This is a genomic window from Marinobacter goseongensis (assembly GCF_023156235.1).
In the GTDB taxonomy this organism is placed as follows: domain Bacteria; phylum Pseudomonadota; class Gammaproteobacteria; order Pseudomonadales; family Oleiphilaceae; genus Marinobacter; species Marinobacter goseongensis.
Genome location: NZ_JAKZAI010000003.1, coordinates 210,536 through 234,499 on the forward strand (window position 1 = coordinate 210,536; position 23,964 = coordinate 234,499).

Sequence of the window (23,964 nt, forward strand, 5' to 3'; positions counted from 1 at the left end):
GTTCCTGTGGCAATGACTTTCGGGTTCAGAGAATTGAACAGCGGCCTAGTTTACACGGCACCTTCTACCTTGTTAACGGAAACTCGGTACCTTGTTAACGGAAACCCGACACCTTATGGAAAGAAACGCTGCACCTTTTTGCCGGAAACCCCACTTTGCTGCGAAACCGATTTACCCTCTCCATGGGGATCTGCTAACTTTCTGCACTATCAGCCCACACGCAACATTCATTCGCTCAGGATAGCCAGCCGTTCCATGGATACCCGCCTGCAGACACTGACCCAGTGGGTCCGACAGTTTCCCGGTCTTGAACAGGCCGAACCCGCAGCGGTCTCCGGTGACGCCAGCTTCCGACGTTATTTCCGGGTCACAAACGCGGAGCACACGCCCTTTATCGTGATGGACGCCCCGCCCGCCCATGAGGACTGCCGTCCCTTCGTCGCCATCGCCCGACACTGGTACCGCCAGGGCGTGGCCGTGCCGGAGGTGATAGGCGATGAGCTGACGCAAGGTTTTTTGCTGCTCGAGGATTTCGGTGATCGCCTGATGCTGGGCGAACTGTCGCCCCGGTCCGCAGAGACGCTCTACCGCGGCGCTCTGACGGAGCTGTTGCGCATCCAACAGGTCAATGACACACCGGACCACCCGTTACCGCCCTACGACACCGCCTTGCTGGACCGGGAAATGGCTCTGTTTCCGGACTGGCTGTTGACCAAAAAACTGGGGCTGACGCTGTCCAACGGCGAGCAGGCCATGCTGGGCACCGCGTTCGCGTATCTGCGCGAGAGCGCCCTGGCACAACCGGAAGTCACCGTGCATCGGGATTACCATTCCCGCAACCTGCTGGTCCGCGACACCACAGAGCGTCCCGGCGTGATCGATTTCCAGGATGCAGTGCGTGGCCCGGTGACCTACGACCTGGTCTCGCTGCTGAAGGACTGTTATGTCCGCTGGCCAGACGCCGACGTCAGCCGGTGGGTCGAGCATTACCGGCAGCTCAGCGCCGAAGCCGGCCTGCACAACGCCGACCCCGACACGTTCCGCCAATGGTTTGAACTGATGGGGATGCAGCGCCACCTGAAAGCCGCGGGAATCTTTGCACGACTGTCCCTGCGCGACGGTAAAGACGGCTATCTGGCGGACATACCACGCACGGTGCGCTACCTGATTGAGGCCAGTGGCCGGCAGGGTGCGCTGCGGCACCTGCACGAATGGTTGTCAGACACGGTGATGCCGGAAATCGAGCGGCTGATCGGGCCGGCAACCCGGGGCGACGCCCCTTGAAAGCGATGATTCTGGCCGCCGGCAAAGGTGAGCGCATGCGCCCGCTCACACTCACCACGCCGAAACCCTTGCTGGAGGCCGGTGGCAAGCCCCTGATTGTCCACCACCTGGAGCGCTTGCGGCAGGCCGGCGTGACTCATGTGGTCATCAATCATGCCTGGCTCGGCGAGCAGATCGAACGAGCCCTCGGGGATGGCACGGACTATGGCCTGCACATCGAATATTCCCGGGAAGGCACGCCACTGGAGACCGCCGGCGGCATTCTCAAGGCCCTGCCCCTGTTAACGGACGCTCAGGACGACTGGTTTCTGGTCATCAACGGTGACATCTGGTGCGATCTCGATCTGGCCGAACTGGCACCGCCGGAGGCGTCCGACGCGCTGCTGGTGCTGACCAGCAACCCCGATCACAACCCAGCGGGCGACTTCCACCTCGGCGACGACGGCCTGGTCGCCGCCGAAGGCCCGAACAAACTGACCTTCAGTGGCATCAGCCTGCTGCACCGCCGGCTGTTCGAAGGCCACGCGCCCGGCCACGGTAAACTGGCCCCTATCCTGCGGGCAGCCATGGCCCGCCACCGGGTCAGAGGCATCGCACACCGCGGACACTGGATGGACATAGGCACACCGGAAAGGTTGCAGCAACTGGACCAGTGGTTGCGCGGAGGCCGGGGCTGAACCGATGGCAACCAACACCCGCGACACCACATTGCCGGCCCGCATCGAGGCTGAATTTTCGGACCTGCTGCAGGAACTGAGCGCCTGCGGCCACCAGGCCAACGAACTGATTCTGCGCACCAGCCTACCCCACTGGTGCCGCCGCAGCCTGTTCTTCTTCCTGGGTTACATTGCCAAATCGGAAGGCCGGGTGACCGAGGCCGACATCGGGTTTGCCGAAGCCATGATGAAAACCCTCAAACTGTCGATGCGCCAGCGCCGCAAGGCCATCCACTGGTTCCAGAAGGGCAAGAATGCGGAGAACATGCCGACCCTGAAGGCCCTGGGCCTGAAGCTGACCCACTACCTGTGGCCGTCACCGGCCCTGCGAGTCGCCATCTGCCTGTGCCATGCCGCCCAGCTCCAGGGTCGGCCCGCAAAGCCCCGGCGCTATCGCTGCGAGGACGCCATTGACCAGATCGGACTGCCGATCCGTGTCAGTGACGACATACTGGAAAGCTATGCCTCCAAGGTGTGGATCACTCAGCCGGAAAGTCGGCCGCCACCCAGCAGTTACGAGCAGGCCTGCCAGCTGCTCGGGGTAACCCGGCGCGAGTCCTTTGATGCAATCAAGCGGGCTTACCGCAAAAAAGTGTCGGAATCCCATCCGGACAAGCTGGCGCAGCAAACCCTCAACGCCGCGGAGCGTGCCCGCGCCAAGGACCGTCTGCTGCGTTACCAGCAGGCGTGGGAACTGATCAAGCGCCACCACAACTGAGGCCGCCCCGGGCAAGCTTACTCTGAGGTTAGCCATGACCGGATGCGTCCGGCCAGGGCATCCGCGTCGCGGGCCCCGGCCGGTGACGGGACCGCAACCGGCTGTGCCCGATAGTCACTCATCCCGGCCTTCTTCAACTGGACCGCCCACGCGCGGGCAGTTGTCCGTGCGGCGTCCTCATGGGCACTGTAAAGATGCAGCAGCGCGAGGGCGTCCGCCCCGGCCAGCAGTTCGATCAGCCCTGGCTCATCGCGGGGATAGAACCGCGGCGTCACCCACACCTGCTCGCCAGCATTGCCTTCGCGGGCATAGCGCGCCAGATGGATCGCCGCGGCACCGACACTGACCAGCACCACGCGATCGTAGCCACGTTTCCTCAGGTTCGCAGACGCCGCCGCCAGCATTGCCTGCACCCGCTTCCAGTAATCGCTCTCCAGATCCTCCCGCTCGCCTTCATCCATCACATCGATCATCACGGACTCCGCATCTTCACCGGCATCCTGCACGGCCGACGCCTCGGCCGGGTCAGCGTTGGCCTCGTTCCAGGCCTGCTGAAGTTCGTAGGGCGGTGCCTCCAGACCCAGCGTCATAACAGCCCAGCCGCGTGAGGAGAGCCGCTTGCCCAGCCCTGCGAGCAGCTCAGAGGCCGCCGAATGCCCTTCATCCGCCAGCATCAACAGAGCGCCCTCGACCGGCAGACGCTGCTCGGGCTCGAACAGCCCCAGCGCTGTATCATCGCCCTCCAGATCCAGCCAGACCGCATCATCCGGACGCTGGGCGGCAATCACCGCCGAGCCCAGACCGGACGAGATCATGACGCGCTGCCGCTCAGGCGGCGGCGCTTCCCCGGCGTTCTCGTCCTGCGCCAGCACAGCGCCTGCAACGCCCCAGGCCACCATCATCCACACCAGAATCCCTAACCTCTTGCTACACCAATTACTACACCAATTGCTCACAGGCTCTTACTCTTTCAATGCGAAAAACCATCGCCAAACTGTTAGACTTGCAGCCTACCGGATTTGCGCAGCCCACGCCGCCCGGCACACCATCTTCAACGTATCTGACACTGTATCCGAGAATGCACCAGAGCACGCATTACAGAGTTCACCAGAGAGAGCCGTCATGAACCCGTACCTGATCGCACCATCCATCCTGTCCGCCGACTTTGCCCGCCTGGGCGAGGAAGTCGATAACGTGCTGGCTGCCGGCGCCGATGTTGTACATTTTGATGTCATGGACAACCACTACGTGCCCAACCTCACCATTGGGCCCATGGTGTGTGAAGCGCTGCGCAAGCACGGCGTCACCGCGCCCATCGACGTGCACCTGATGGTCTCACCGGTGGACGACCTGATCCGCATGTTCATCGACGCCGGTGCCAGCTACATCACCTTTCACCCGGAAGCGTCCAATCACATCGACCGCTCGCTGCAACTGATTCGTGAAGGTGGTTGCCAGGCCGGCCTGGTATTCAATCCGGCCACGCCACTGCATTACATGGACCATGTCATGGACAAGCTCGACATGGTGCTGCTGATGTCGGTGAACCCGGGCTTCGGCGGCCAGAAATTCATTCCCGGCACCCTCGATAAGCTGCGGGAAGCGCGCAAGCGCATTGACGCCAGCAACTACAACATCCGCCTGGAAATCGACGGCGGCGTCAAAACCGACAACATTCGCGAGATCGCCGAAGCCGGCGCCGACACCTTCGTGGCCGGCTCCGCCATCTTCAACACCGACGATTACAAGGCCACCATCGACGCCATGCGCGACGAGCTGGAACAGGCCCGCAAGGTCATCAGCCAATGAGTCTGGCGGGCCTGTTCAGTGCGCGCTGGCCCGGCGTTGCCTTGTTCGATCTTGATGGCACCCTGGTGGACAGCGCACCGGATCTGGCGGCAGCGATCGACCAGATGCTGGAGCACCTGGGCCGCTCCCCGGCCGGGATTGACCGGGTAAGGCAGTGGGTCGGCAATGGCGCCAGTGTTCTGGTGCGCCGGGCGCTGGCCGGGCAGGTGGACTGGGAACCGGCGCGACCGAAAGACGACGCCCTGTTCAAGGACGCCCTGGCGATCTTCTATCACGCCTACGGCTCACTTAACGGACAGCACTCGGTGGTCTACGCCGGTGTCGAGGCCTGCCTTACGCATCTGAAGAATCAGGGTTGCCGGCTGGGTATTGTGACCAACAAGCCGGCACAGTTCGTGGCGCCGCTGCTGGAACAGCTGGGGCTGGCGCACTGGTTCGAGTTGTGTGTCGGCGGTGACACCCTGCCGGTAAAGAAGCCGGACCCGACGCCCCTGCTTCATGCCATGGAATCGCTGGGCGGAACCCGCGGCACCACGGTGATGGTGGGCGATTCGGCGGCCGACATAAACGCGGCCCTGGCCGCCGGCATACCCTGCGTGGCGGTTCGTTACGGCTACAACTACGGCCCCGCCGTGGATACCCTCGGCGCCGACGCGGTTGTTGATTCGCTGGCCGAGCTTTTGTAATCTCACAAGGAACTGACATTGAGCCTTTCTTTACGGGGGATTCCTGCCGTGCAGGGACTGAATCTGATGGCAGCGCGAGGCATCCTGACGACCCGCGCAACACGATGGTGGCGATGGCGCGCCGGCTGAGAATGCCCGGCGGCTGACGGACCCGCGTCTGTCGAGACCGCAGCACCTGATGAGAGCCCACGGCTTTCGTCCACAACGCAGATCAGATTTCAGGAAACCGTACCATGACACCCGAGCAATTCTCCGAGCTCGCCAGCGCCGGCTTTAACCGCATCCCCGTGTACCGCGAAGTGCTGGCCGACCTGGACACACCCTTGAGCACCTATCTCAAGCTGGCCAGTGGGCCCTACTCCTATCTGTTCGAATCCGTGCAGGGTGGAGAAAAATGGGGCCGTTATTCCATCATCGGCCTGCCCAGCCACGAAGTGCTGAAAGTGTTTGATCACCACGTGGAGATCAGCCGCGGCGGTGAGGTGGTAGAGGCCGAGGAAGTGGACGACCCGCTGGCCTTTGTGGAAGCCTACCAGAATCGCTTTCACGCCCCCGATCTGGACGAGTTGCCCCGCTTCAACGGCGGCCTGGTGGGTTACTTCGGTTACGACACCGTACGCTACATCGAGAAGCGCCTGCGCAAGAGCTGCCCGCCGGACCGCATCGGCACTCCGGACATTCTGTTGATGGTGTCCAACGAGATCGTGGTGTTCGACAACCTGCGGGGCAAGCTGCATCTGATTGTGCATGCGGATCCCGCCGTGGAGGGCGCCTTTGAGCAGGCCCAGGCCCGCATTGATGAACTCGAGAATCGCCTGCACCGGCAAACCGCCGACGCCCCCCGCACGCCGGACCACCTGCGCGGCACAACCGTAGACGAGAGCGACTTCATTTCCGGCTTCAGCCAGGACAAGTTCGAAGCTGCGGTGGACAAGATCAAGGGCTACGTGCTCGACGGTGACGTGATGCAGACCGTCATCTCACAGCGCATGTCGATCCCGTTCGAGGCACCGCCACTGAACCTGTACCGCTCGCTGCGAGTGCTGAACCCCTCACCGTACATGTACTTCCTGAACCTGGAAGACTTCCACATCGTTGGCTCGTCTCCGGAAATCCTGGCGCGGGTGGAAGACGAGGAAGTCACCGTGCGACCCATCGCCGGCACTCGCAAGCGCGGCGCCACCGATGCCGAGGACAAGGCACTGGAAGCGGAACTGCTGGCTGACCCGAAAGAGATTGCCGAGCACCTGATGCTGATCGACCTGGGCCGCAACGACGCCGGCCGGGTATCGGAAACCGGCACCGTCAAGCTGACCGACAAGATGATCGTGGAGCGCTACTCCCACGTGATGCACATTGTTTCCAACGTCACGGGCCGGCTGAAAGACAACACCAGCTGCCTGGACGTGCTGCGCGCTACCCTGCCCGCCGGCACTCTGAGCGGCGCGCCCAAGATTCGCGCCATGGAAATCATCGACGAGCTGGAACCGGTCAAGCGGGGGGTTTACGGCGGGGCCGTGGGCTACCTGTCCTTCAACGGCAACATGGACACCGCCATCGCCATCCGCACCGCGGTGATCAAGGACAACACCCTGCACATCCAGGCCGGTGCCGGCGTGGTGGCCGACTCCGTGCCCCGCCTCGAGTGGAAGGAAACCATGAACAAGGGCCGTGCGATTTTCCGTGCGGTGGCCATGACCTACAACGATTTCGACCACTGAGGCGGAGGATAAGATTATGTTGCTGATGATCGATAACTACGATTCCTTCACCTATAACGTGGTGCAGTATCTGGCAGAGCTGGGGGCGGATGTGCAGGTTTACCGCAACGATGAAATCACCGTTGCGGAGATCGAAGCCCTGAAGCCGGAACGGCTGGTGATTTCCCCCGGCCCCTGTACGCCCAATGAGGCCGGCATTTCCATGGACGCCATCCGCCACTTCGCCGGCAAACTGCCGATTCTGGGCATCTGTCTCGGCCACCAGGCCATCGGTCAGGTTTACGGCGGCGACATCATCCGCGCCGGGCGGGTGATGCATGGCAAGGTATCGCCGGTGTTCCACGAGGACAGCGGCGTGTTCCGCGGCCTCAGCAACCCGCTGCAGGCCACCCGTTACCACAGCCTGGTGATCGACAAGGCCACCCTGCCCGAGTGCCTGGAAGTGACGGCCTGGACCCGCAACGATGACGGCTCTATCGAGGAAATCATGGGCGTGCGCCACAAAACCCTGGCAATCGAGGGTGTGCAGTTCCATCCGGAGTCTATTATGACGGAACAGGGCCACGAGCTGCTGCGCAACTTTCTGAGAACACAATAAGAGGCCGACACATGGACATGAAAGAAGCTCTCAACCGCATTGCCTCCAACCTGGATCTGACCCGGGAGGAAATGAAGGACGTGATGCGCATCGTCATGAACGGCGAGGCCACTGACGCCCAGATCGGCGCGTTTCTCATGGGATTACGCCTGAAGAGCGAAACCATCGATGAAATCACCGGTGCCACCGAGGTCATGCGCGAGCTGGCCACCGGGGTCACCGTGAATGCCGAGCCGCTGGTGGACATCGTCGGTACCGGCGGCGACGGCGCTAATCTGTTTAACGTGTCTACAGCTGCATCGTTTGTAGTGGCCGCGGCTGGAGGTTTTGTGGCGAAACACGGCAACCGCGCAGTCTCTTCGAAAAGCGGCAGCGCCGATCTGCTGGAGAACCTCGGTATTAACCTGCAGATGACCCCGGAAGAGGTGGCCCGCTGCGTGGAACAGATCGGTGTCGGCTTCATGTTTGCACCGGCTCACCACAGCGCCATGAAACACGCCATCGGCCCCCGCAAGGAACTGGGCTGTCGCACGATTTTCAACATTCTCGGCCCCATGACCAACCCGGCGGGTGTGAAGCGCCAGCTGGTTGGCGTCTTCAACGCCGAACTGTGCCGGCCGATGGCGGAAGTACTGCATCGCCTCGGCGCGGAACACATCATGGTGGTGTGCGCGAAAGACGGCCTGGACGAAATCAGCCTGGCCAGCGCAACTCATGTGGCGGAACTGAAGAACGGCGAAGTGACTGAATACGACCTTACGCCGGAAGACGTCGGCATCAAGAGCCAGTCACTGGTCGGACTCACTGTGGATACCGCCGCGGATTCCTTGAGGCTGATCAAAGCGGCCTTCGGGCGGGGTCATGATGAAATGGCCGAAAAAGCACGGGATTTAATTGCGCTGAATGCAGGCGCTGCCATTTACGTTGCGGGCCTGGCAAAAACCCCGGCCGCTGGAGTTGAAATGGCACTGGATGCCATGGGCTCGGGCCTCGCAGCGGGCAAAATGTCTGAACTTGCTGACTTTTCCCAATGCTTTTGAGTTTCTCTTAACCGACGGCAATACCAAAGCTTGAAGGGCCTTGCCACCGGCCCAAACCACCGATTTCATTAGGCCGAAAATGAGCGACAGACACCTGGATAAAACCCCCACCATTCTGCGGAAAATCGTTGGCCGGAAGTGGGAAGAGATCGACGAGCGGAAGCCTCAGGTTTCAGTCTCAGACCAGAAAGCCATGGCTGGAGATCAGCCGCCAGCCAGGGGTTTCGCTGACGCCTTGCGCACGCGTATTGAGGCGAAAACGCCGGCGGTCATCGCCGAAATCAAGAAAGCTTCGCCCAGCAAAGGCATCCTGCGGGATCCGTTTGAGCCGGCAGTGATTGCCGAAAGCTACGAACAAGGCGGCGCAGCCTGCCTGTCAGTGCTCACTGACAGGGACTTTTTCCAGGGCCACGAAGATTACCTCGTTGCGGCCCGCAACGCCTGCAGCCTGCCCGTGATCCGCAAGGACTTCATGGTGGCGCCCTATCAGGTCTACGAAAGTCGGGCCCTCGGTGCCGACTGCATCCTGCTGATCGCCGCCTGCCTGACGCGGAACCAGATGCAGGAACTAGAGGGCATTGCCCACGAGATCGGCCTGGACGTGTTGGTAGAGGTCCACGATGGCGAGGAACTGGACGATGCGCTTACGCTGAAGACCCCGCTGGTGGGCATCAACAACCGTAACCTGCACACCTTCGATGTATCGCTGGACACCACCTTCGATCTGCACCAGCGGATTGCGGCGGACCGCCTGACGATTACCGAGAGCGGCATCATGACCCGAAGCGACGTGGAGGCCATGACCGATCGGGGCATTTTCGGCTTCCTGGTGGGCGAGTCGTTCATGCGGGCAGAGCACCCCGGCCAGAAACTGCAAGAGCTGTGCTTCCCGCAGGGCTGACTCTAAAAACCCTACAGGCCGGCAGATAGATCCGGCCCGTGTCGCACTAAGAGTCACTCCCCCTCGCCGGCCAGCGCCTCCTGCAACAGGGCCAGCAGGTGCGCCGGCAGATTGCCCGCCAGCGCCAGCGCTGCCTCATGCCCCCGCGGCGACATCTTGCCCCAGGTGCGGCGCACGATGCGCAGCCATTTTTCGCGGTCGTAGTCTGCTTTTTCCTCATAGAAATCGGCAAAGTAGCGCTCGAGGAACACCATGCAGGCGACGTCTTCCAGCAATTGGGTATCAGCGTCCCTGCGCAGTTCCCGCTTGGTCAGAATGGTTTCCACCCGATCACACTCCGCCTGCGGATAACCGCAGGCGGCCATGATCTCCGCTGCCCGCCGGCCGTGCATGCGGCCACAGGCCTGGCGCCACTCGTAATAGGCTTTGCGCCCCTCCGGGAAATCCTTGCGGGGCAGGGTCCAGCGCTCGATGTGCTGGGCGCGGCAGGCGATCTGCATGCGCTCAGACGGCGCCGCCTCCAGCGCGAACAGCCAGCGGGTCATGTGCTGACTGTAGGCGTATTCCTTGGGCAGCCGCTCATCGCCCAGCTGTTCCTGGTTCGGGTCGGCAAGATTGGCTTTGTCGATGGCCTCCAGGGCACAGGCCAGCGCGGCGGATGCGTGGATGTCGTGGCTCATGGTCATACCTGCGCCGAGGGCCGGGCCTTGATGCGATCAAACCAGGCCTGGAGATGGGTGTGCTCGGGTTTGATCCGAATGTTCACCACCCGCGCAAACGCCACGGTAGTGAAGGCGTTGATATCAGCCGCGGTAAACCGGTCGGTACAGACGTACTCTTTATCGGCGAGGTGCTGGTCAAGAAAGTGCATGAACTTCTCGACACCCACACCGCACTCCTCACCCCATTCCTTGATCGGGTTCATGCGATCCTTGAAATAACCACTGGTGTGCTGGAAACACATCCCCGTCGGCATGAAGAAATACAGTTCGATCCAGCGCAGCCATTGCTCGATGAGTGTCTTTTCCAGTGCGGTCTCCCCCAGCAGTTTTGGCGCCGCAGGATAGCTTTCCTCAAAATAGCGGCAGATGGCCATGGTTTCTGCCACGCACGTGCCGTCGTCGAGCTCCATCACCGGCACTTTTTTCATCGGGTTTCTGGCGACGAATTCCGGCGTCAGGTTTTCCCCCTTCTGAATATCGATTTCCACAAACTCGGCTTTATCCAGCAGCCCTTTCTCGGCCATGAACATGCGGACCCGGCGGGGATTCGGGGCGGTTTTGGTTTCGAAGATTTTCATTGTTTTAGGGCTCCGTTGCTGCGGGTGATCACGTCGAAAAATTCCCAAGAGACTGACGTGAAAGACCGGTTGCGTCAAGCAACCGCTATCAACGTGGGAGCCATTGCTGCAACTGTGTAACGATCCACTCGGGGTCATCCAGCGGCAGATCGTGGCCCGCGGTGGGGTGCAATTTCAGGGTCCACTGCCAGCGCTGTTCGAGAGCCTCGCTGCACCGCCAGTGAACAATCCGGTCGGCCTTGCTGGCGAGCAGCAGGGCGTCGGGTAATGGGCGGCGTTGGTTGGGGGTGAAAGATGCTGCAGCACGCAACTGCTGCCATGCGGTGCCGACAGAAACGGGACGCTGGCGCTGAATGCTGTACCAGTGTTTCATGGTGACCAGTTCCGGCTCCCGGTTGCAGGTCAATCTGAGGATGTCCGCCTCGCGATCGAACAGCTCCCGCCGCGCCAGCATTTTCAGAATCCGTGGCCAGGTGCCGGGGCGCATGCGGTGCCAGGGCGGGCTGAAGCCACTGCTGGTGTTGATCAGCACCAGCGCCTGGATTTCACCTTCCGAAACGTGCTGGGCCCAGTCGAGTGCGATCATCCCGCCCATGGAGAGTGCCAGCAAACCATAGGGTTTGGGGATATGACTGACCTGGTGTTGCACCCTCTCCCGGATGGCCGCAATGTTGCCCGGGCTCGGATCACGGAAGTGCACACCAGTACCCGGCAGGTCCACGGCATGAAAGTGATGCTCAGGGAACGCTCGCTCGAGTCGCTCCCGGAACGCACCCCAATGTGCCTGTTCCCGCGTCAGACCGCGCAGAAGAATCCAGTGCATGGTTATCGGTTGTCCCTGTACCAGTGCATGATCGCAGCCTCTCTCAGCATGGACTCCTCCGCGCCCTCCGGCAACCAGTTGCGGTGGCTCGCCGCCGCGTCCACCAGAAAATCCATGAACGCCAGATGGCTACGCAATACCCGCCGGTGGCGATGCGGCACCAGCGGATTGAACAGCCCGTCAAGCCGGAACAACTGCCGGGGCCGCTTGCGCACCCAGCGCCAGGATCCCATCTCCAGGGTTAGCGGAAGGAAAGTTCCGGTGTTGTCACGATTGATCTGCTTGTAGAAGTAATCCCACAGATCGCCGTGGGTCAGGTAATGCCGGGACTGGGGCTCGAACCGGTAATCGTGGTCAGGCCAGGCCTGTTCCCAGATCAGTTTCAGCGCCATCACCGAGGCAATTTTGCGCATCGGCCGGCGCCGGTAGGCGTAGGGGAACCAGATCTGGTCCTGCCAGCCAAAGCCGGAGTGGCAATCCAGCGCAACGCTGAACGGTCGCCCGGGCAACAGCCCGCTGATCACGTGTTCGAGAGCCCGGTTTTCAGGCTCCATGGCTGTCGACGGCTCACCGATGTACCAGGGCAGCCGCGGCGACAGTTTCTGCCCGCCCAGCATGAAAGCGCTCCGGTCCTGGGCGGTAATCGGCGAGTTGCGCATCAGATCCACCCCATTGGGGTTGCTGCGCTGGTTCAGGTACATACCCCCCGGATTGAGAATCGGCAACAGGGTAATGTGGACTCGCTCCAGCAGGCGCAGCAGCGAGTCATCCCAGCTCAGCCGCGCCATCAGGTTGCGCATCCACGCCATCACCACCTGGCTGCCGATGCGCTCCAGACCGTGCACGCCCCCCACCAGCACCACCGCCGGCGCATCAGGGGCATCGGTGCCCAGATCCACCCGGTAGATCGGCAGCGTCTGCGGGCCCACATCGATACGATCCACCACCTGAGTGCGAACCTGCGCCGGCGCTTCCGCGAGTGTGCGCTCTAGCGATACCAGTTCCGGCAGGAAGGTGCGCAGCAGATGCCGCTGCCGGCGGGTACGTGTTGACTGCTCGCGGGGAATGGCGGCATGGGGGGTCAGCTGTTTCAGCTCGGTCATCGTTGGCTCCAGTCCGTGACGACCTTCCAGCATGCCCGGCAAATGCTGCAGTTATTTGACAGCCCGCCCGGCTGCGCGAGACCGGGCGGACGCAGGCCATTCTGGCGGATTACGGCTTGTCCGAGGACTGAAACGCCCGCAGGTTGTCACCGCCCGTGGTACTGAGGATCAGTTCCCCGTGCGGCCCGATGCTGAACCGGTTAACTTCGGCCATCAGATCCAGAAACCGCTGTTCCTGTTCCATCAGCGCCGGCGCGCACGCCATCAGGGTGCCGGCGATGCGGCTGAACGACAGCCCCTCTCCGCTCAGGTTCCAGCTCCCCATGTAGCGGTTACAGGAACCGCGACCGGCAACCCGGTTGTCATCCAGAAATTCAATGGTCACGCGGGAGCTGTCAATAATGCCTCCCCCGCCAATGTCCTCAACCACCCACTCCGCGCCCCGCAACAGGCGCTCGGGATCGCCCCCGCAACCGGCCAGCTGTTCTCCGTTCACCGTCAAGCGCACCTGGTTGGGATGCGGCATGCCGGACATGGAGTCTGTGCACAACTGCGGCGCGACATCGACACGGAGCTTCAGTCCGTCACGCTCGGCGACAATGGTCTGCCCGGTTTCGCTCTGCTCCGTCACCCGGGAACGCAGCGTCTCGGTGGCCTCACCCATGCGACTCAGGGTCAGTTCGTTGCCCACCAGGCTGATGTGCCAGAACGGTTCGTTACCCTTGGCAATGAAGGGCGATTCGATGGCGTCCGGCGCCAGGCACTCCGGGAGCGCCTCACCGTTGAGCGACAGCGTCGCCGTCTGACCCTTGCTCCAGAACACCGTGCGTGCGTCACCGCTGGCCACAAAGCGCGCACCAGAGGCACTTTCACTCGGGGTCATCAGGATACGCGTGCCCCCGTGGGTGAGCGCCAGAAGCCCAGTGGATGGCGTGTAGTCAAGATCAATGACCGTCTGGCCGCAGTGCATTCGGGTAGCCGCCAGCTCTGCGGGGCCGTTGTGATCGCCGGTTGAGGCGCAACCGGCGGACAACACCAGAGCCGCGGCAGCGGCCATGGACAATCCGGTTTTGTGCAGAATCATATACCATTCCCTGAGGTTCATTTTTTTGTCTGGCGTGCGTTCTAGAACGGGAACGCCTCCCTGTTTCATTACGCTAACGATAGAATGACGCCCTTCCACCCGGCCCAGGAGATGTTCCCGATGACCATGAAGCTCTATCAGTTTGCCATTTCCCATTATTGCGAAAAAGTTCGATGGGCACTGGACTACAAAGGATTGAACGCGGAAATCCACAGCCTGTTACCGGGTCAGCATATGAACACCATCCGCAGACTCACCCGCGCCGACTCCTCGGTGCCGGTGCTGGATCACGATGGCCATATTGTACAGGGCTCGGCACAGATTCTGGATTACCTGGATCACACCTTTCCGGACCGCCCTCTCACGCCCGCGAATCCGCAAGACCAAGCGGCCGCGCTGGCCTGGGAGCAGCGACTGGACGACGAAGCCGGGCCGGCGGTACGTTGCTACTCCTACCACCACTTTCTGCAGCGCCCCAAGATTGTGGTTCCCCTGCTGGCGGCACAAACCCCTTTCTACAACCGCATCCTGCTCAGGCTGGCGTTCAGCCGGGTTGATGAAATCATGCGCAAGTGGATGAAGATCAACGAGAAAACCGCGCAAACCTCGAGCCAGACTATGGAGGCGTTGCTGACGGAGCTGGCAGACATCTACAGCACCCGGCCCTATCTTGTGGGTGAGGCCTTTTCCCGCGCTGATCTGACGGCGGCCAGCCTGTTTGCGCCCATGTTCCAGCCGCCACAATATCCGGTGCCCTGGCCCAACAGCAAGCGGATCCCCAAGGCCATTCAGGCGTGGCTGGCGCAGTGGCAACCGCAACTCCAGACCCTGGAAAAGGTCTATCAGGCTAACCGCTGACCTGCCGCCGGGCGCGACCCGGCGACGTGCCGGTCCAGCGCTGATAGGCGCGGGTAAAGGCACTCTGCTCGGAAAATCCGAGCAGCAGCGCAATGTCCGTCAGGGTCAGGGAGGTGTCGGCCAGATAATTCCGGGCCAGTTGTTCCCGGCTGCGATCCAGCCACTGCTGCCAGGAAATCCCGTGACCGGCCAGGCGACGCTGCAGGGTCCGCGGTGACATGTACATGGCTCTCGCCGCGCGGGCCAGCGTGGGCTCGCCATCGGCCAGCAGCTTCAGCAGCACCTGCTGCAGTTGTCGTTCGGTATCCGAACTGCCCGGCAGCGCCCGCAACAGCGCCTGCGCCTGCCGGTCAAGCAACGCCCTCAGGGTCGGATCCCGCCGCGGCATGGGAGTACCCAGGTACTGTAGCGGGAAACAGACCCGCACGTGGCTGTCGTTCCAGCGTACCGGGCAGCCGAAAAACCGCTCATAAGCCTCGGCGGCGGCCTCACTCACCGTGCCGAGGAACGATACGCCGGAGGGCGGTGGCGGATCGTCAATCTGACGTCTGAGAAAGGTTACCAGTGCCGCTATGGCGGCGCCGTCGGCCTGCTGCCCCAGTTCGTCTTCCGAGGGTGGCCAGCGCATTTCCGCATACTCCCCCTCGATCACGATTTCCGCCAGGGTGGCACCGTAAAACAGGGTCTCGTAGCGCTGGTACGCCAGCATGGCTTCACCCAGGGTATCGGACGCCAGCACCAGATAACCCAGCACCCCCACGTGCCCGGGGCGCACGCAGGCCCCCACGTCCAGCTCCGGCGCTACCGGGCTGGCACCTTCCAGCACGCCGCGGGCCAGGCCACGCGCCAACAGATCCCGCCAGACTGGCACCGGCACGTTGTCCTGCGCCGCCCACCGTGCCAGCTCCGGCCGCAGAGCATCGGCAGCCAGACCCTGCTGATCAAGCCAGTCGCTCAGCAGCCCGGTCCAGGCGCCAGTCACCCTCATCACTCTGGCCATCGGCTGCCACGCTCCTGCAGGTTTCAGATTTGGCGTCAATTATCAATTTAGAGGCGTGAATCGTCAATTCTTTCCAGCGGTTTCCGGCAAAAATGGTTTCACGACACAACACAACGAGCGGAACTGACCATGGCCCTGTACGACATGATGCTGACGGTGCTGGAACGCAGCGGCCTGCTGCCCCTCTGGGAAGCCGTCGCGCCCTGGCTGGCGCTGGACGAACGACAACTGATCTTTATGGTGGCCACTCCGGTGTTTATCGGCGTCGCGCTATGGGAATACCTGAGGATACGCCACGACCCGGCCCTGATGGATACCCGTGAGGCGGTGCGCAATTTCGCCCTTGGCGCGGGCTACCAGGTCACCGAACTGTTGTTCGCCGGTATCATCGCCTTCCCACTTTACGCCCTGTGCTATCACTATCGGCTGTTTGAGCTTGAACTGAGCTGGCTGACGGCGGCTCTCACCTTCGTGGCTGTGGATTTCTGCTTCTACTGGATGCATCGGGCGAGCCACCGCATGCGCTGGTTCTGGGCCGCCCACGTGGTGCATCACTCATCCGAGCGAATGAATTTTTCCACCGCGATGCGGCAGAATGCCACCAACATCTTCAATGGCGGCTGGCTGTTTTACCTGCCGCTGGCACTGATCGGCCTCAACCCGGTGTGGATCGGCGTCGCTTACGCGCTGTCTCTGGTGTACCAGTTTTTCATCCACACCACGCTGGTCAAACGCCTGCCGGCCTGGGTCGAGGCGGTGTTCAACACCCCGAGCCACCATCGCGTGCACCACGGCCGCAACCCGGGATATATCGACCGCAATTACGGCGGCACGCTCATCGTCTGGGACCGGATGTTTGGCAGCTTTGCTGAAGAAGATGTCAATCATCCCCCGGAATACGGCATTACCCGCCCGGTGCACTCCCACAATCTGCTGGTGCTTTGGACCCACGAATACGTCGATCTGTTCAGGGCCATGGCGCGACCCGGCCGGATCGGTGCCCGCCTTCAGCACCTGTGGCAGCCACCGGAGTGGGAGCGTTCCGAAACCAGCGGGGATTCGCTAGACTGCGCCACTGACAACAAAAAATGATAAGGAGATCACCATGCCGGAGCAGTCCGCCAGCCTGAGCGCCCCCGATGGCCACCGGATCCACGTTAACGCCTTCGAGCCCGCCGACCCGGGCGTCACTCTGGTGATTGCCCATGGCATGGCGGAGCACAGCGGCCGATACACGCCCTTCGCCCGCTGGCTGAGCGAGCGCGGCGTCGCCGTATTCACTTACGATCATCGCGGCCACGGCGGCCACTGCCCGTCCGCTGATCTGGGGCACTACGCCGACGATCACGGCTGGCAGAAGGTAACCGACGACCTGGGACTGGTCATCCAGCATGCCCGCGCATGCCACCCGGACCGCCCACTGGCGCTGCTGGGCCACAGCATGGGCTCGTTCATCGCCCAGAGCCATGCACAGAGCCAGGGCACCGGCATCGACACGCTGATACTCAGCGCCACCAACCGCATTCACCGTCCCCATTTGCAGGCCTCGAAAGCCCTGATCGCGTCCATCGCCACCTGCTACGGCAAACGTCACCGCAGCCAGACCGTTGCGCGAATGACCTTTGGCAAGTTCAACCGCCTGTTCCAACCCAACCGCACCGCATGCGACTGGCTGAGCCGTGACCCGGAGCAGGTCGACCGTTACGCCAGCGACCCGCTGTGCGGCTTCCCGTGCACCACCGGGTTATGGCTGGATTTCATCGGGGGCATGCTGTCGATCAATCCACAGACGTGGCGCCACGACCTGCCGGTGCGGATGATCGCCGGTGACTGTGACCCGGTGGGGGAAATGGGCAAGGGCATACAGCGCCATTGCACTGCCCTGCAACGGGCGGGGTTGAGGGATGCCACCCTGACGCTGTTCGCGGGTGGCCGACACGAAATGCTCAACGAGACCAACGCCAGTGAGGTCTGGCAGACGGTCTATCAGGCCCTGCCTCTGTACGCGCGATAACCGGTTACCGACTGTCAGACCATTTTACATATCCCTCACTGACAGGGTCGGACCGACGTCTTCCGAAGATTCCCAAGATATTGACCGGCCTCCAATAAGCACGACCGGGACTGACATTTGCTACCCGTGGCAACGCATGAAATGCATTCACTATGACACGGAGACGTTACACATGCGTTTGAGCAAAACATCCCGCTTGATTCCCCAGACACTTGCCATGGCCGGTTTGCTGTTTGGCGGCTCTGCCGTTGCGGCACCCATTGTGATGGAAGGCGATTTCGTCCGCACGGCGGTCAGCGATAACGGCACACTCGGCGCCGGCGGCAGCGCCGACCCCGGTATCATGCATGACCCCACCGGCTCCCGCAGCTGGGGACCGGAAGACTATCTGACACCCGGCACCCCCTGGGAATGGTTCGGGGTAAAATCCACCCAGACCGGCACTGTTGGCAACAACAACTCCGGCTACCCCAACCAGATCTCGACACTGGCTGGCCCGGTCGATCTCTCGGGCGGCAGCTTCGACAACCAGGTGGGTTGGGAAGGCCAGTACGGCAGCTGGTTCACCATCAGCCATAACTATTCCTTCAACGACAGTTATGAGCGCGTGGACGTCCTGACCACCATCACTGCCCTGCAGGACCTGACCGACGTCAAGTTCGTGCGTGCGATTGACCCGGATCCGGACGTGAACTCCTACGGTTCCTACGACACCATCAATACCCGGGGTGTCACTGGCGTGGCGGCAGAGGATTTCGTCAATTCCCAGGGCGCCAGCACCGGCTTGACACTGGGCCTCTACACCCAATCAGACACTGTCCACAACACTGCGGTATCGGCGCCATGGTCAACCGATCCGGATGCCTACCTTACCGGCACCAACGACGGTAATGGCGACTATGCCATCGGCCTGGCCTTCGACATTGGCTCGCTGTTCTCCGGAGAGCTGATCAACCTGAGCTACTCCTACGTGATGGGCGAAACCCTGGACACCGTTGACCTGCCCGTCAACGAGGTTCCGGAGCCCGGCACCCTGGCACTGCTGGGCCTCGGCCTGACCGGTGTCTGCCTGGCACGTCGCCGCAAGCACGCCTGAAGCTGTTCGGCCCGCGGTGACCACCGCGGGCCCCGCTGCGTGTCCCGCCCAACAATCTGGCCCGCTCAGCACGAGCGCACGCCCCCCTGTCCCGTTAACCTGATGCCCTGAAACCGAATTCAACGCATCAGGAGTAAACCATGGCGACACAGCAACACTGGGTGAACAGCAACGGGGTCAATCTGTACGTGACCACCGAAGGCTCGTCCGATGCCCCGCCACTGGTTCTGGTCCATGGCTACCCGGACAACCACACCGTCTGGGACAAGGTCACCGCCCAATTGGTCGACCGCTATTTCGTCATCCGCTACGACGTGCGTGGTGCCGGTCGTTCGGACAAACCTCCGCGCACCCGGGATTACCGCATGAGCCACCTGGCGGAGGATCTCACTGCCGTGGTCAATGCGGTGATTGCGGATCGGCCGTTCCATCTCGCTGCCCATGACTGGGGCTCGATCCAGAGCTGGGAATCCGTCACCCACGGTCCGCTGAAGCCACACATTCTGTCTTACACCAGCATATCCGGCCCCTGCCTGGACCATGTCGCGTTCTGGCTGAGAAACAACGTCACCCGCCTTCGCGAGGGGGGCACCCGCAAGGTGCTCGGCCAACTGGCGAGCTCTTGGTATGTGGCCATGTTCCAGCTGCCGTTGCTGCCGGAAACCGCATGGCGCGCGGGTCTCGACCGGCTATGGCCGAACTATCTGCGCAAGCGGGAACAGGTGAGCGAAGCAGACTTCAGTCACTTCCAGCGCAATGACGGTCGCTACGGGGTGAAACTGTACCGGGCCAATTTCCTGCCGCGCCTGTTGCGACCGGAGCCCAGGCAGGCAGACTGCCCGGTTCAGCTGATTGTGCCGAAGCAGGACAATTACGTGGGGGAGCAGTTATTCGAGGATCTGGGAAAATGGACCGGCAAGCTCAGTCGCAAGGACATCGATGCGCCTCACTGGGTACTGCTGACCCAGCCGGATACCATTGCCGGCTGGATCGACGGATTTGCCCGGCAGTCCGCTCGCACCTGAGGCTGCGGGCATCAGGCCGTGCCTGAGCGTCACCGGGTGCCGTAGACCACCATGGTCTTGCCCTTGACCCGCACCAGCCCCTGATCTTCCAGGGTTTTCAGTACGCGACCCACCATTTCCCGGGAGCAACCGACAATGCGTCCGATTTCCTGGCGGGTGATCTTGATCTGCATGCCGTCGGGATGGGTCATTGCGTCCGGTTCCTTGCACAGGTCAAGTAACGTGCGCGCCACCCGGCCGGTCACATCGAGGAACGCCAGGTCACCCACCTTACGGGTGGTCTGGCGCAGGCGGGACGCCATCTGTTCGCCGATGAAGTACAGCACCCGAGGGTCCTGCTGGGCAATCTCGCGGAACTTGGTATAGCTGATCTCGGCGACTTCGCACTCGGTTTTGGCCTTTACCCAGGCACTGCGGGAATCCATGTTGTCGAACAGGCCCATCTCGCCGAAAAAATCTCCGGCGTTCAGGTAGGCCATGATCATTTCGCGCCCATCGTCATCTTCGATGATGACGGTGACCGACCCCTTGACGATATAAAACAGCGAATCGCTTTTGTCACCCGCGTAAATCATGGTGCTCTTGGCGGGGTAACGCCGGCGGTGACATTGCGAAAGGAAGTAATCCAGATGCTTGGTTTTCTGCTCAACCGGCTTGACGATAGTGGCCATAGTGCGAGTCATGCCTCCTCAAATACTGGCGGATCCCGATGATTGTTATATACCCCGCTTTCCGTGCGGGTTTATTCATTTTTATACATAATCAGCGCAACTTATAACAAGAAGGCCCGGTTTCGGCAACCTGAAAGCGTAGTGATCACCACCGGCTGGCGGCTGCCGCGGCACCAGCCGATGTGCTAGCATCACGCCCAGATCCCCTTGTACTGCGGAGCACTTCGCCATGAAAGCAACCATAGACTGGGCCGGCAACGCCAGCTTCACAGCCACCAGCGGCACCGGACACACGGTTCAGATGGACGGCCCGCCCGATCACGGCGGCGAAAATCTCGGGCCCCGGCCCATGGAGCTGCTGTTGATGGGCCTGGGCGGCTGCTCATCCTTTGACGTTATGAGTATTCTCAAGAAAAGCCGGCAGGATGTGACCGCATGCCACGCCGAGCTCGAGGCCGAACGCGCCGACGCCATTCCCGCAGTGTTTACCCGCATTCATCTGCACTTTGTGGTGACCGGTCACAAGTTGAAAGAGGGGCAGGTCAAACGCGCCGTCAGCCTGTCTGCGGAAAAATACTGCTCAGCATCCATAATGCTTGAAAAGGCCGGCGTCGAGATCACTCACAGCCATGAGGTCCGCGAGGCGGAATAGCCGGCGGCAGCCACCGAAACCCGGTTACCAAAAGTTGGTTGCACAGACTACCCAACGTCATTCGCGGTGTGCATAATACGCACCCTTCTCCGCCGGTCTGCGCAAATGGTGAACAACCCGGTCAGTTATCGGTGGCGGCCTCAGCAGAATGCCCTGTCAGGCATTCTGTAGTCATTCATCTCCATCATTCGGAGGGGCTGAGCATGGAATCAAAACTCCAGCTGCACGGTTTCAACAACCTGACCAAATCCCTGAGCTTCAATATCTACGATATCTGTTATGCGCAGACTGAAGAACAGCGTGAAGCCTACATCGACTACATCGACGAGATGTACAACGCCGAGCGACTGACCCAGATTCTCAGCGATGTGGTCAAGATCATCGGCGCTAACATTCTCAACATTGCCCGCCAGGACTACGAGCCCCACGGCGCGTCGGTGACCATGCTGATTGCCGAGCATGAACTCACCAGTGGCGAGGAGCCGGACAACGAGGAATCCCCGGGGCCGCTGCCGGACACCATCGTGGCGCACCTGGACAAGAGCCACGTCACCGTGCACACCTACCCGGAAAGCCATCCCCATGATGGTGTCAGTACCTTCCGCGCCGATATCGACGTATCCACCTGTGGCCTGATCTCGCCGCTGAAGGTGCTGAACTACCTGATCCACAGCTTCGATTCCGATGTGGTCACTGTGGACTACCGGGTCCGGGGTTTCACCCGCGATGTGGATGGCACCAAGCACTACATCGATCACGACATCAACTCGATTCAGAACTACCTGACCGAAGACACCCAGAACGCCTATCAGATGATTGACGTCAATGTGTACCAGGAAAACCTGTTCCACACCAAGATGATGCTGAAGAACTTCAAACTCGACAACTACGTGTTCGGCGTCAACGCCAGCGACCTCGACCCGGGTGAAGCCCAGTCCATCGAAGATCGCCTGCGCCGTGAGATGCTGGAGATCTTCTACTCCCGCAACGTGGAATGAGCCCCGTCGCGACCGGCGGCACCCCGCCGCCGGTCATTCAGTTTTTTTGATGTCCCACTCCGAAAATCTCCGTTTTCTTCCCGACAGCCTCCGGCGTTTAATAGCATGATAGCCACGCAAGGAGGACACCATGACTTTACGAGCCGTCAAGCAAACCATCCCCGCTCTGGAAACCTCCGATGGTGCCGGCGTGAAAATCAAACGGTCCATCGGTCAACATCAGAACATTCGCCTGGATCCGTTCCTGATGCTCGACGAATTCGGTTCCGATCAACCCCAGGATTATATTGCCGGGTTTCCCTCGCACCCGCACCGGGGCTTCGAGACCGTAACCTACATGATAGAAGGCCACATGCTTCACGAGGATCACCTGGGCAACCGGGGCAACCTCAGGAACGGCGGCGTGCAGTGGATGACCGCCGGGCGCGGCATTGTGCATTCGGAAATGCCCCAGCAGGAATCCGGTCGCATGCGCGGCTTCCAGCTCTGGCTCAACCTGCCGGCGGCCGAGAAAATGAAGCCCGCCGGCTACCGCGATCTGCAACCGGAAGACATCCCCGAGGTACCGCTTAAGGGGGGTCGACTGAAACTGATTGCCGGTGAGGTTGCCATTGATGGCATCAACCGGGCCGGTGCTGTGACCGGTGGCAGCACCCGCCCGCTCTACATCGATATCCAGCTGGAGCCTGAGAGCGCTGTTTCACTCCCGGTTGATGAGGAACTGGACGGCCTGCTGTACCTCTACGAAGGCAGCGCCGGGCTGCGCCACGGCGAGCACCCGGAGGCACTCACCCCGAGCGCAGCCAGCATCCTCGGAAGCGGCAACGAGATCCGGCTGGAAGCCGGCAGGGCGGGCGCGCGTCTGCTGTTGATTGCCGGCAGGCCGATCAACGAACCGGTAGTTCAGTACGGCCCGTTCGTCATGAACAGCCGCGCGGAGATCGAGCAGACGCTACGGGATTACCGGGACGGACGCCTGACAGCCTGAGGGCGACCAATCACGCGAAGGGTTTTTGCGCCATCAATCGCAACACCATGGGTCTCAGGATGAGATCCATGGCCAGCCCCAGCTTGGTACCGGGGATCACCAGAGTGTCGTGACGGGACACACTGCTGCCGGCAATCATCTGCAGCAGATACGGAAAGTCGATTTCCGACGCCTCGCGGAAGCGGATCACCACCATGCTCTCATCTTCGGTGGGCACGTCCCGAACCACGAACGGGTTGGAGGTGTCGACCAGCGGCACCCGCTGGAAGTTGATGTGGGTCTGGGCGAACTGAGGCACGATGTCATGCACGTAGTCGTCCATGCGGTTGATGATGGTCTCCACCACGGCTTCCTGGGAATAGCCTCGCTTGTTGGTATCCCGGTGAATTTTCTGGATCCACTCCAGATTCACGATGGGCACCACACCGATCAGCAGGTCCACGTACTGGGCAATATTGTAGGTGTCGCTGACCACACCTCCGTGCAGCCCTTCATAGAACAACAGGTCCGTATCCGCCGGCAGCGGCCCCCAGGGCGTAAAAGTACCCGGCTTGTGGCCCGCTGACCGCAGTGCCTGGTCTTCATCGTGCACGTACTGGCGATACTGACCGTTGCCGGTGTGGCCGTAGTCGTAGAACAGGGCCTCAAGCTTTTCGATATGATTGGCGGCCAGCGCGAAATGGTTGCGCTCACCAAACTGACCCTTCGCGGCCAGGCGGGCCATCTGCTCGCGGGTGTAACGGTGAAAACTGTCGCCACTGACCATGGCGGCGTGCAGCCCTTCACTGGCAAACATGCGGCTGAAAATCTGGCCGGTGGTCGTGGTGCCCGCGCCCGAGGACCCGGTCACCGCAATAACGGGATGGCGTTTTGACATGG

Annotated in this window: 26 protein-coding genes; 17 read left to right on the top strand and 9 right to left on the bottom strand. The window is 61.6% G+C overall.

Annotation, left to right across the window (positions count from 1 at the left end):
* Positions 1 to 255 precede the first annotated feature (255 nt).
* From MLC70_RS02870 to MLC70_RS02880, 3 genes are read left to right on the top strand one after another with little or no spacing between them, the layout of a single operon-like run.
* The gene (locus MLC70_RS02870) at positions 256 to 1,284 is read left to right on the top strand and encodes an aminoglycoside phosphotransferase family protein (RefSeq protein WP_248181555.1); all 1,029 of its coding nucleotides are present in this window, start codon (positions 256 to 258) and stop codon (positions 1,282 to 1,284) included.
* Positions 1,281 to 1,961: an N-acetylmuramate alpha-1-phosphate uridylyltransferase MurU gene (murU, locus tag MLC70_RS02875; RefSeq protein WP_248181556.1), complete on the top strand. Its 681-nt coding sequence runs from the start codon at positions 1,281 to 1,283 to the stop codon at positions 1,959 to 1,961. The genes MLC70_RS02870 and murU overlap by 4 nt, the downstream gene beginning before the upstream one ends.
* A gap of 4 nt (positions 1,962 to 1,965) precedes the next feature.
* Positions 1,966 to 2,718, top strand: a complete 753-nt coding sequence (locus MLC70_RS02880) for a DnaJ domain-containing protein (protein WP_248181557.1) — start codon at positions 1,966 to 1,968, stop codon at positions 2,716 to 2,718.
* 17 nt (positions 2,719 to 2,735) lie between these two features.
* Here MLC70_RS02880 and MLC70_RS02885 read toward each other — a convergent pair whose 3' ends face one another.
* Positions 2,736 to 3,674 carry a DUF3530 family protein gene (locus MLC70_RS02885; RefSeq protein ID WP_248181558.1) on the bottom strand — a complete coding sequence of 313 codons (939 nt, stop codon included), beginning with the start codon at positions 3,672 to 3,674 and terminating at the stop codon, positions 2,736 to 2,738.
* A 166-nt stretch (positions 3,675 to 3,840) separates the two neighbouring features.
* Between MLC70_RS02885 and rpe the strand changes: the two genes are divergently transcribed.
* The 6 genes from rpe (at position 3,841) to trpC (ending at position 9,473) form a co-directional block, all read left to right on the top strand.
* Entirely contained in the window at positions 3,841 to 4,527 is a 687-nt protein-coding gene (gene rpe, locus MLC70_RS02890) for a ribulose-phosphate 3-epimerase (protein ID WP_248181559.1), read from the top strand.
* Entirely contained in the window at positions 4,524 to 5,213 is a 690-nt protein-coding gene (locus MLC70_RS02895) for a phosphoglycolate phosphatase (protein WP_248181560.1), read from the top strand. Before rpe ends, MLC70_RS02895 begins: the two co-directional genes overlap by 4 nt.
* A gap of 233 nt (positions 5,214 to 5,446) precedes the next feature.
* Positions 5,447 to 6,934, top strand: a complete 1,488-nt coding sequence (trpE, locus tag MLC70_RS02900; protein WP_248181561.1) for an anthranilate synthase component I — start codon at positions 5,447 to 5,449, stop codon at positions 6,932 to 6,934.
* Between the two features lie 16 nt (positions 6,935 to 6,950).
* Positions 6,951 to 7,532 (top strand): aminodeoxychorismate/anthranilate synthase component II, encoded by a 582-nt coding sequence (locus MLC70_RS02905; RefSeq protein ID WP_248181562.1) that lies wholly within the window; start codon positions 6,951 to 6,953, stop codon positions 7,530 to 7,532.
* Positions 7,533 to 7,543: 11 nt separating this feature from the next.
* Entirely contained in the window at positions 7,544 to 8,572 is a 1,029-nt protein-coding gene (gene trpD, locus MLC70_RS02910; protein ID WP_248181563.1) for an anthranilate phosphoribosyltransferase, read from the top strand.
* 79 nt (positions 8,573 to 8,651) lie between these two features.
* The gene (trpC, locus tag MLC70_RS02915) at positions 8,652 to 9,473 is read left to right on the top strand and encodes an indole-3-glycerol phosphate synthase TrpC (RefSeq protein WP_248181564.1); all 822 of its coding nucleotides are present in this window, start codon (positions 8,652 to 8,654) and stop codon (positions 9,471 to 9,473) included.
* Positions 9,474 to 9,526: 53 nt separating this feature from the next.
* Here trpC and MLC70_RS02920 read toward each other — a convergent pair whose 3' ends face one another.
* From MLC70_RS02920 to MLC70_RS02940, 5 genes are all read right to left on the bottom strand, one after another.
* Positions 9,527 to 10,153, bottom strand: coding sequence for a DUF4202 domain-containing protein (locus MLC70_RS02920; RefSeq protein ID WP_248181565.1), 627 nt, complete (start codon positions 10,151 to 10,153; stop codon positions 9,527 to 9,529).
* A 2-nt stretch (positions 10,154 to 10,155) separates the two neighbouring features.
* Complete coding sequence (locus MLC70_RS02925) at positions 10,156 to 10,773, bottom strand: glutathione S-transferase family protein (protein ID WP_248181566.1); 618 nt, start codon at positions 10,771 to 10,773, stop codon at positions 10,156 to 10,158.
* 88 nt (positions 10,774 to 10,861) lie between these two features.
* Positions 10,862 to 11,596 carry an alpha/beta fold hydrolase gene (locus MLC70_RS02930; protein ID WP_248181567.1) on the bottom strand — a complete coding sequence of 245 codons (735 nt, stop codon included), beginning with the start codon at positions 11,594 to 11,596 and terminating at the stop codon, positions 10,862 to 10,864.
* A gap of 2 nt (positions 11,597 to 11,598) precedes the next feature.
* Positions 11,599 to 12,699 (bottom strand): M14 family zinc carboxypeptidase, encoded by a 1,101-nt coding sequence (locus tag MLC70_RS02935; protein ID WP_248181568.1) that lies wholly within the window; start codon positions 12,697 to 12,699, stop codon positions 11,599 to 11,601.
* A 109-nt stretch (positions 12,700 to 12,808) separates the two neighbouring features.
* Entirely contained in the window at positions 12,809 to 13,783 is a 975-nt protein-coding gene (locus tag MLC70_RS02940) for an META domain-containing protein (protein ID WP_248181569.1), read from the bottom strand.
* Positions 13,784 to 13,903: 120 nt separating this feature from the next.
* Between MLC70_RS02940 and MLC70_RS02945 the strand changes: the two genes are divergently transcribed.
* Positions 13,904 to 14,641 (top strand): glutathione S-transferase family protein, encoded by a 738-nt coding sequence (locus MLC70_RS02945; RefSeq protein WP_248181570.1) that lies wholly within the window; start codon positions 13,904 to 13,906, stop codon positions 14,639 to 14,641.
* Here MLC70_RS02945 and MLC70_RS02950 read toward each other — a convergent pair.
* Positions 14,631 to 15,641, bottom strand: a complete 1,011-nt coding sequence (locus tag MLC70_RS02950) for a helix-turn-helix domain-containing protein (protein ID WP_248181571.1) — start codon at positions 15,639 to 15,641, stop codon at positions 14,631 to 14,633. The genes MLC70_RS02945 and MLC70_RS02950 overlap by 11 nt on opposite strands.
* Positions 15,642 to 15,770: 129 nt before the next feature.
* On the opposite strand from MLC70_RS02950, the gene MLC70_RS02955 reads away from it, so the two are divergent.
* The 4 genes from MLC70_RS02955 to MLC70_RS02970 all read left to right on the top strand — a co-directional run bounded on the left by MLC70_RS02955 (position 15,771) and on the right by MLC70_RS02970 (position 19,776).
* The gene (locus MLC70_RS02955) at positions 15,771 to 16,733 is read left to right on the top strand and encodes a sterol desaturase family protein (RefSeq protein WP_248181572.1); all 963 of its coding nucleotides are present in this window, start codon (positions 15,771 to 15,773) and stop codon (positions 16,731 to 16,733) included.
* Positions 16,734 to 16,746: 13 nt separating this feature from the next.
* A complete protein-coding gene (locus MLC70_RS02960) occupies positions 16,747 to 17,655 on the top strand; it encodes an alpha/beta hydrolase (RefSeq protein ID WP_248181573.1) in 909 nt (302 codons plus the stop codon).
* Between the two features lie 172 nt (positions 17,656 to 17,827).
* On the top strand, positions 17,828 to 18,751 hold the full coding sequence (locus tag MLC70_RS02965) for a PEP-CTERM sorting domain-containing protein (RefSeq protein ID WP_248181574.1): 924 nt from the start codon (positions 17,828 to 17,830) through the stop codon (positions 18,749 to 18,751).
* Between the two features lie 140 nt (positions 18,752 to 18,891).
* Positions 18,892 to 19,776: an alpha/beta fold hydrolase gene (locus MLC70_RS02970; RefSeq protein ID WP_248181575.1), complete on the top strand. Its 885-nt coding sequence runs from the start codon at positions 18,892 to 18,894 to the stop codon at positions 19,774 to 19,776.
* Between the two features lie 29 nt (positions 19,777 to 19,805).
* On the opposite strand, the gene crp is transcribed toward MLC70_RS02970, so the two are convergent.
* The gene (gene crp, locus MLC70_RS02975; protein ID WP_248181721.1) at positions 19,806 to 20,447 is read right to left on the bottom strand and encodes a cAMP-activated global transcriptional regulator CRP; all 642 of its coding nucleotides are present in this window, start codon (positions 20,445 to 20,447) and stop codon (positions 19,806 to 19,808) included.
* 229 nt (positions 20,448 to 20,676) lie between these two features.
* Between crp and MLC70_RS02980 the strand changes: the two genes are divergently transcribed.
* From MLC70_RS02980 to MLC70_RS02990, 3 genes are all read left to right on the top strand, one after another.
* Positions 20,677 to 21,099, top strand: coding sequence for an OsmC family protein (locus MLC70_RS02980; protein WP_248181576.1), 423 nt, complete (start codon positions 20,677 to 20,679; stop codon positions 21,097 to 21,099).
* A 203-nt stretch (positions 21,100 to 21,302) separates the two neighbouring features.
* Positions 21,303 to 22,097 (top strand): adenosylmethionine decarboxylase, encoded by a 795-nt coding sequence (gene speD, locus MLC70_RS02985; protein WP_248181577.1) that lies wholly within the window; start codon positions 21,303 to 21,305, stop codon positions 22,095 to 22,097.
* Positions 22,098 to 22,227: 130 nt separating this feature from the next.
* Entirely contained in the window at positions 22,228 to 23,085 is an 858-nt protein-coding gene (locus MLC70_RS02990; RefSeq protein ID WP_248181578.1) for a pirin family protein, read from the top strand.
* Between the two features lie 10 nt (positions 23,086 to 23,095).
* Here the strand turns inward: MLC70_RS02990 and MLC70_RS02995 are convergent, their stop codons facing one another.
* The gene (locus MLC70_RS02995; protein WP_248181579.1) at positions 23,096 to 23,962 is read right to left on the bottom strand and encodes a phosphoribulokinase; all 867 of its coding nucleotides are present in this window, start codon (positions 23,960 to 23,962) and stop codon (positions 23,096 to 23,098) included.
* Positions 23,963 to 23,964: the final 2 nt, after the last annotated feature.

Coding starts and splice junctions, on each gene's coding strand:
- MLC70_RS02870 (WP_248181555.1), top strand. CDS start 256: ATGGATACCCGCCTGCAGACACTGACCCAGTGGGTCCGACAGTTTCCC.
- MLC70_RS02880 (WP_248181557.1), top strand. CDS start 1,966: ATGGCAACCAACACCCGCGACACCACATTGCCGGCCCGCATCGAGGCT.
- rpe (WP_248181559.1), top strand. CDS start 3,841: ATGAACCCGTACCTGATCGCACCATCCATCCTGTCCGCCGACTTTGCC.
- MLC70_RS02895 (WP_248181560.1), top strand. CDS start 4,524: ATGAGTCTGGCGGGCCTGTTCAGTGCGCGCTGGCCCGGCGTTGCCTTG.
- trpE (WP_248181561.1), top strand. CDS start 5,447: ATGACACCCGAGCAATTCTCCGAGCTCGCCAGCGCCGGCTTTAACCGC.
- MLC70_RS02905 (WP_248181562.1), top strand. CDS start 6,951: ATGTTGCTGATGATCGATAACTACGATTCCTTCACCTATAACGTGGTG.
- trpD (WP_248181563.1), top strand. CDS start 7,544: ATGGACATGAAAGAAGCTCTCAACCGCATTGCCTCCAACCTGGATCTG.
- trpC (WP_248181564.1), top strand. CDS start 8,652: ATGAGCGACAGACACCTGGATAAAACCCCCACCATTCTGCGGAAAATC.
- MLC70_RS02920 (WP_248181565.1), bottom strand. CDS start 10,153: ATGAGCCACGACATCCACGCATCCGCCGCGCTGGCCTGTGCCCTGGAG.
- MLC70_RS02925 (WP_248181566.1), bottom strand. CDS start 10,773: ATGAAAATCTTCGAAACCAAAACCGCCCCGAATCCCCGCCGGGTCCGC.
- MLC70_RS02930 (WP_248181567.1), bottom strand. CDS start 11,596: ATGCACTGGATTCTTCTGCGCGGTCTGACGCGGGAACAGGCACATTGG.
- MLC70_RS02935 (WP_248181568.1), bottom strand. CDS start 12,699: ATGACCGAGCTGAAACAGCTGACCCCCCATGCCGCCATTCCCCGCGAG.
- MLC70_RS02940 (WP_248181569.1), bottom strand. CDS start 13,783: ATGATTCTGCACAAAACCGGATTGTCCATGGCCGCTGCCGCGGCTCTG.
- MLC70_RS02945 (WP_248181570.1), top strand. CDS start 13,904: ATGACCATGAAGCTCTATCAGTTTGCCATTTCCCATTATTGCGAAAAA.
- MLC70_RS02950 (WP_248181571.1), bottom strand. CDS start 15,641: ATGGCCAGAGTGATGAGGGTGACTGGCGCCTGGACCGGGCTGCTGAGC.
- MLC70_RS02955 (WP_248181572.1), top strand. CDS start 15,771: ATGGCCCTGTACGACATGATGCTGACGGTGCTGGAACGCAGCGGCCTG.
- MLC70_RS02960 (WP_248181573.1), top strand. CDS start 16,747: ATGCCGGAGCAGTCCGCCAGCCTGAGCGCCCCCGATGGCCACCGGATC.
- MLC70_RS02965 (WP_248181574.1), top strand. CDS start 17,828: ATGCGTTTGAGCAAAACATCCCGCTTGATTCCCCAGACACTTGCCATG.
- MLC70_RS02970 (WP_248181575.1), top strand. CDS start 18,892: ATGGCGACACAGCAACACTGGGTGAACAGCAACGGGGTCAATCTGTAC.
- crp (WP_248181721.1), bottom strand. CDS start 20,447: ATGGCCACTATCGTCAAGCCGGTTGAGCAGAAAACCAAGCATCTGGAT.
- MLC70_RS02980 (WP_248181576.1), top strand. CDS start 20,677: ATGAAAGCAACCATAGACTGGGCCGGCAACGCCAGCTTCACAGCCACC.
- speD (WP_248181577.1), top strand. CDS start 21,303: ATGGAATCAAAACTCCAGCTGCACGGTTTCAACAACCTGACCAAATCC.
- MLC70_RS02990 (WP_248181578.1), top strand. CDS start 22,228: ATGACTTTACGAGCCGTCAAGCAAACCATCCCCGCTCTGGAAACCTCC.
- MLC70_RS02995 (WP_248181579.1), bottom strand. CDS start 23,962: ATGTCAAAACGCCATCCCGTTATTGCGGTGACCGGGTCCTCGGGCGCG.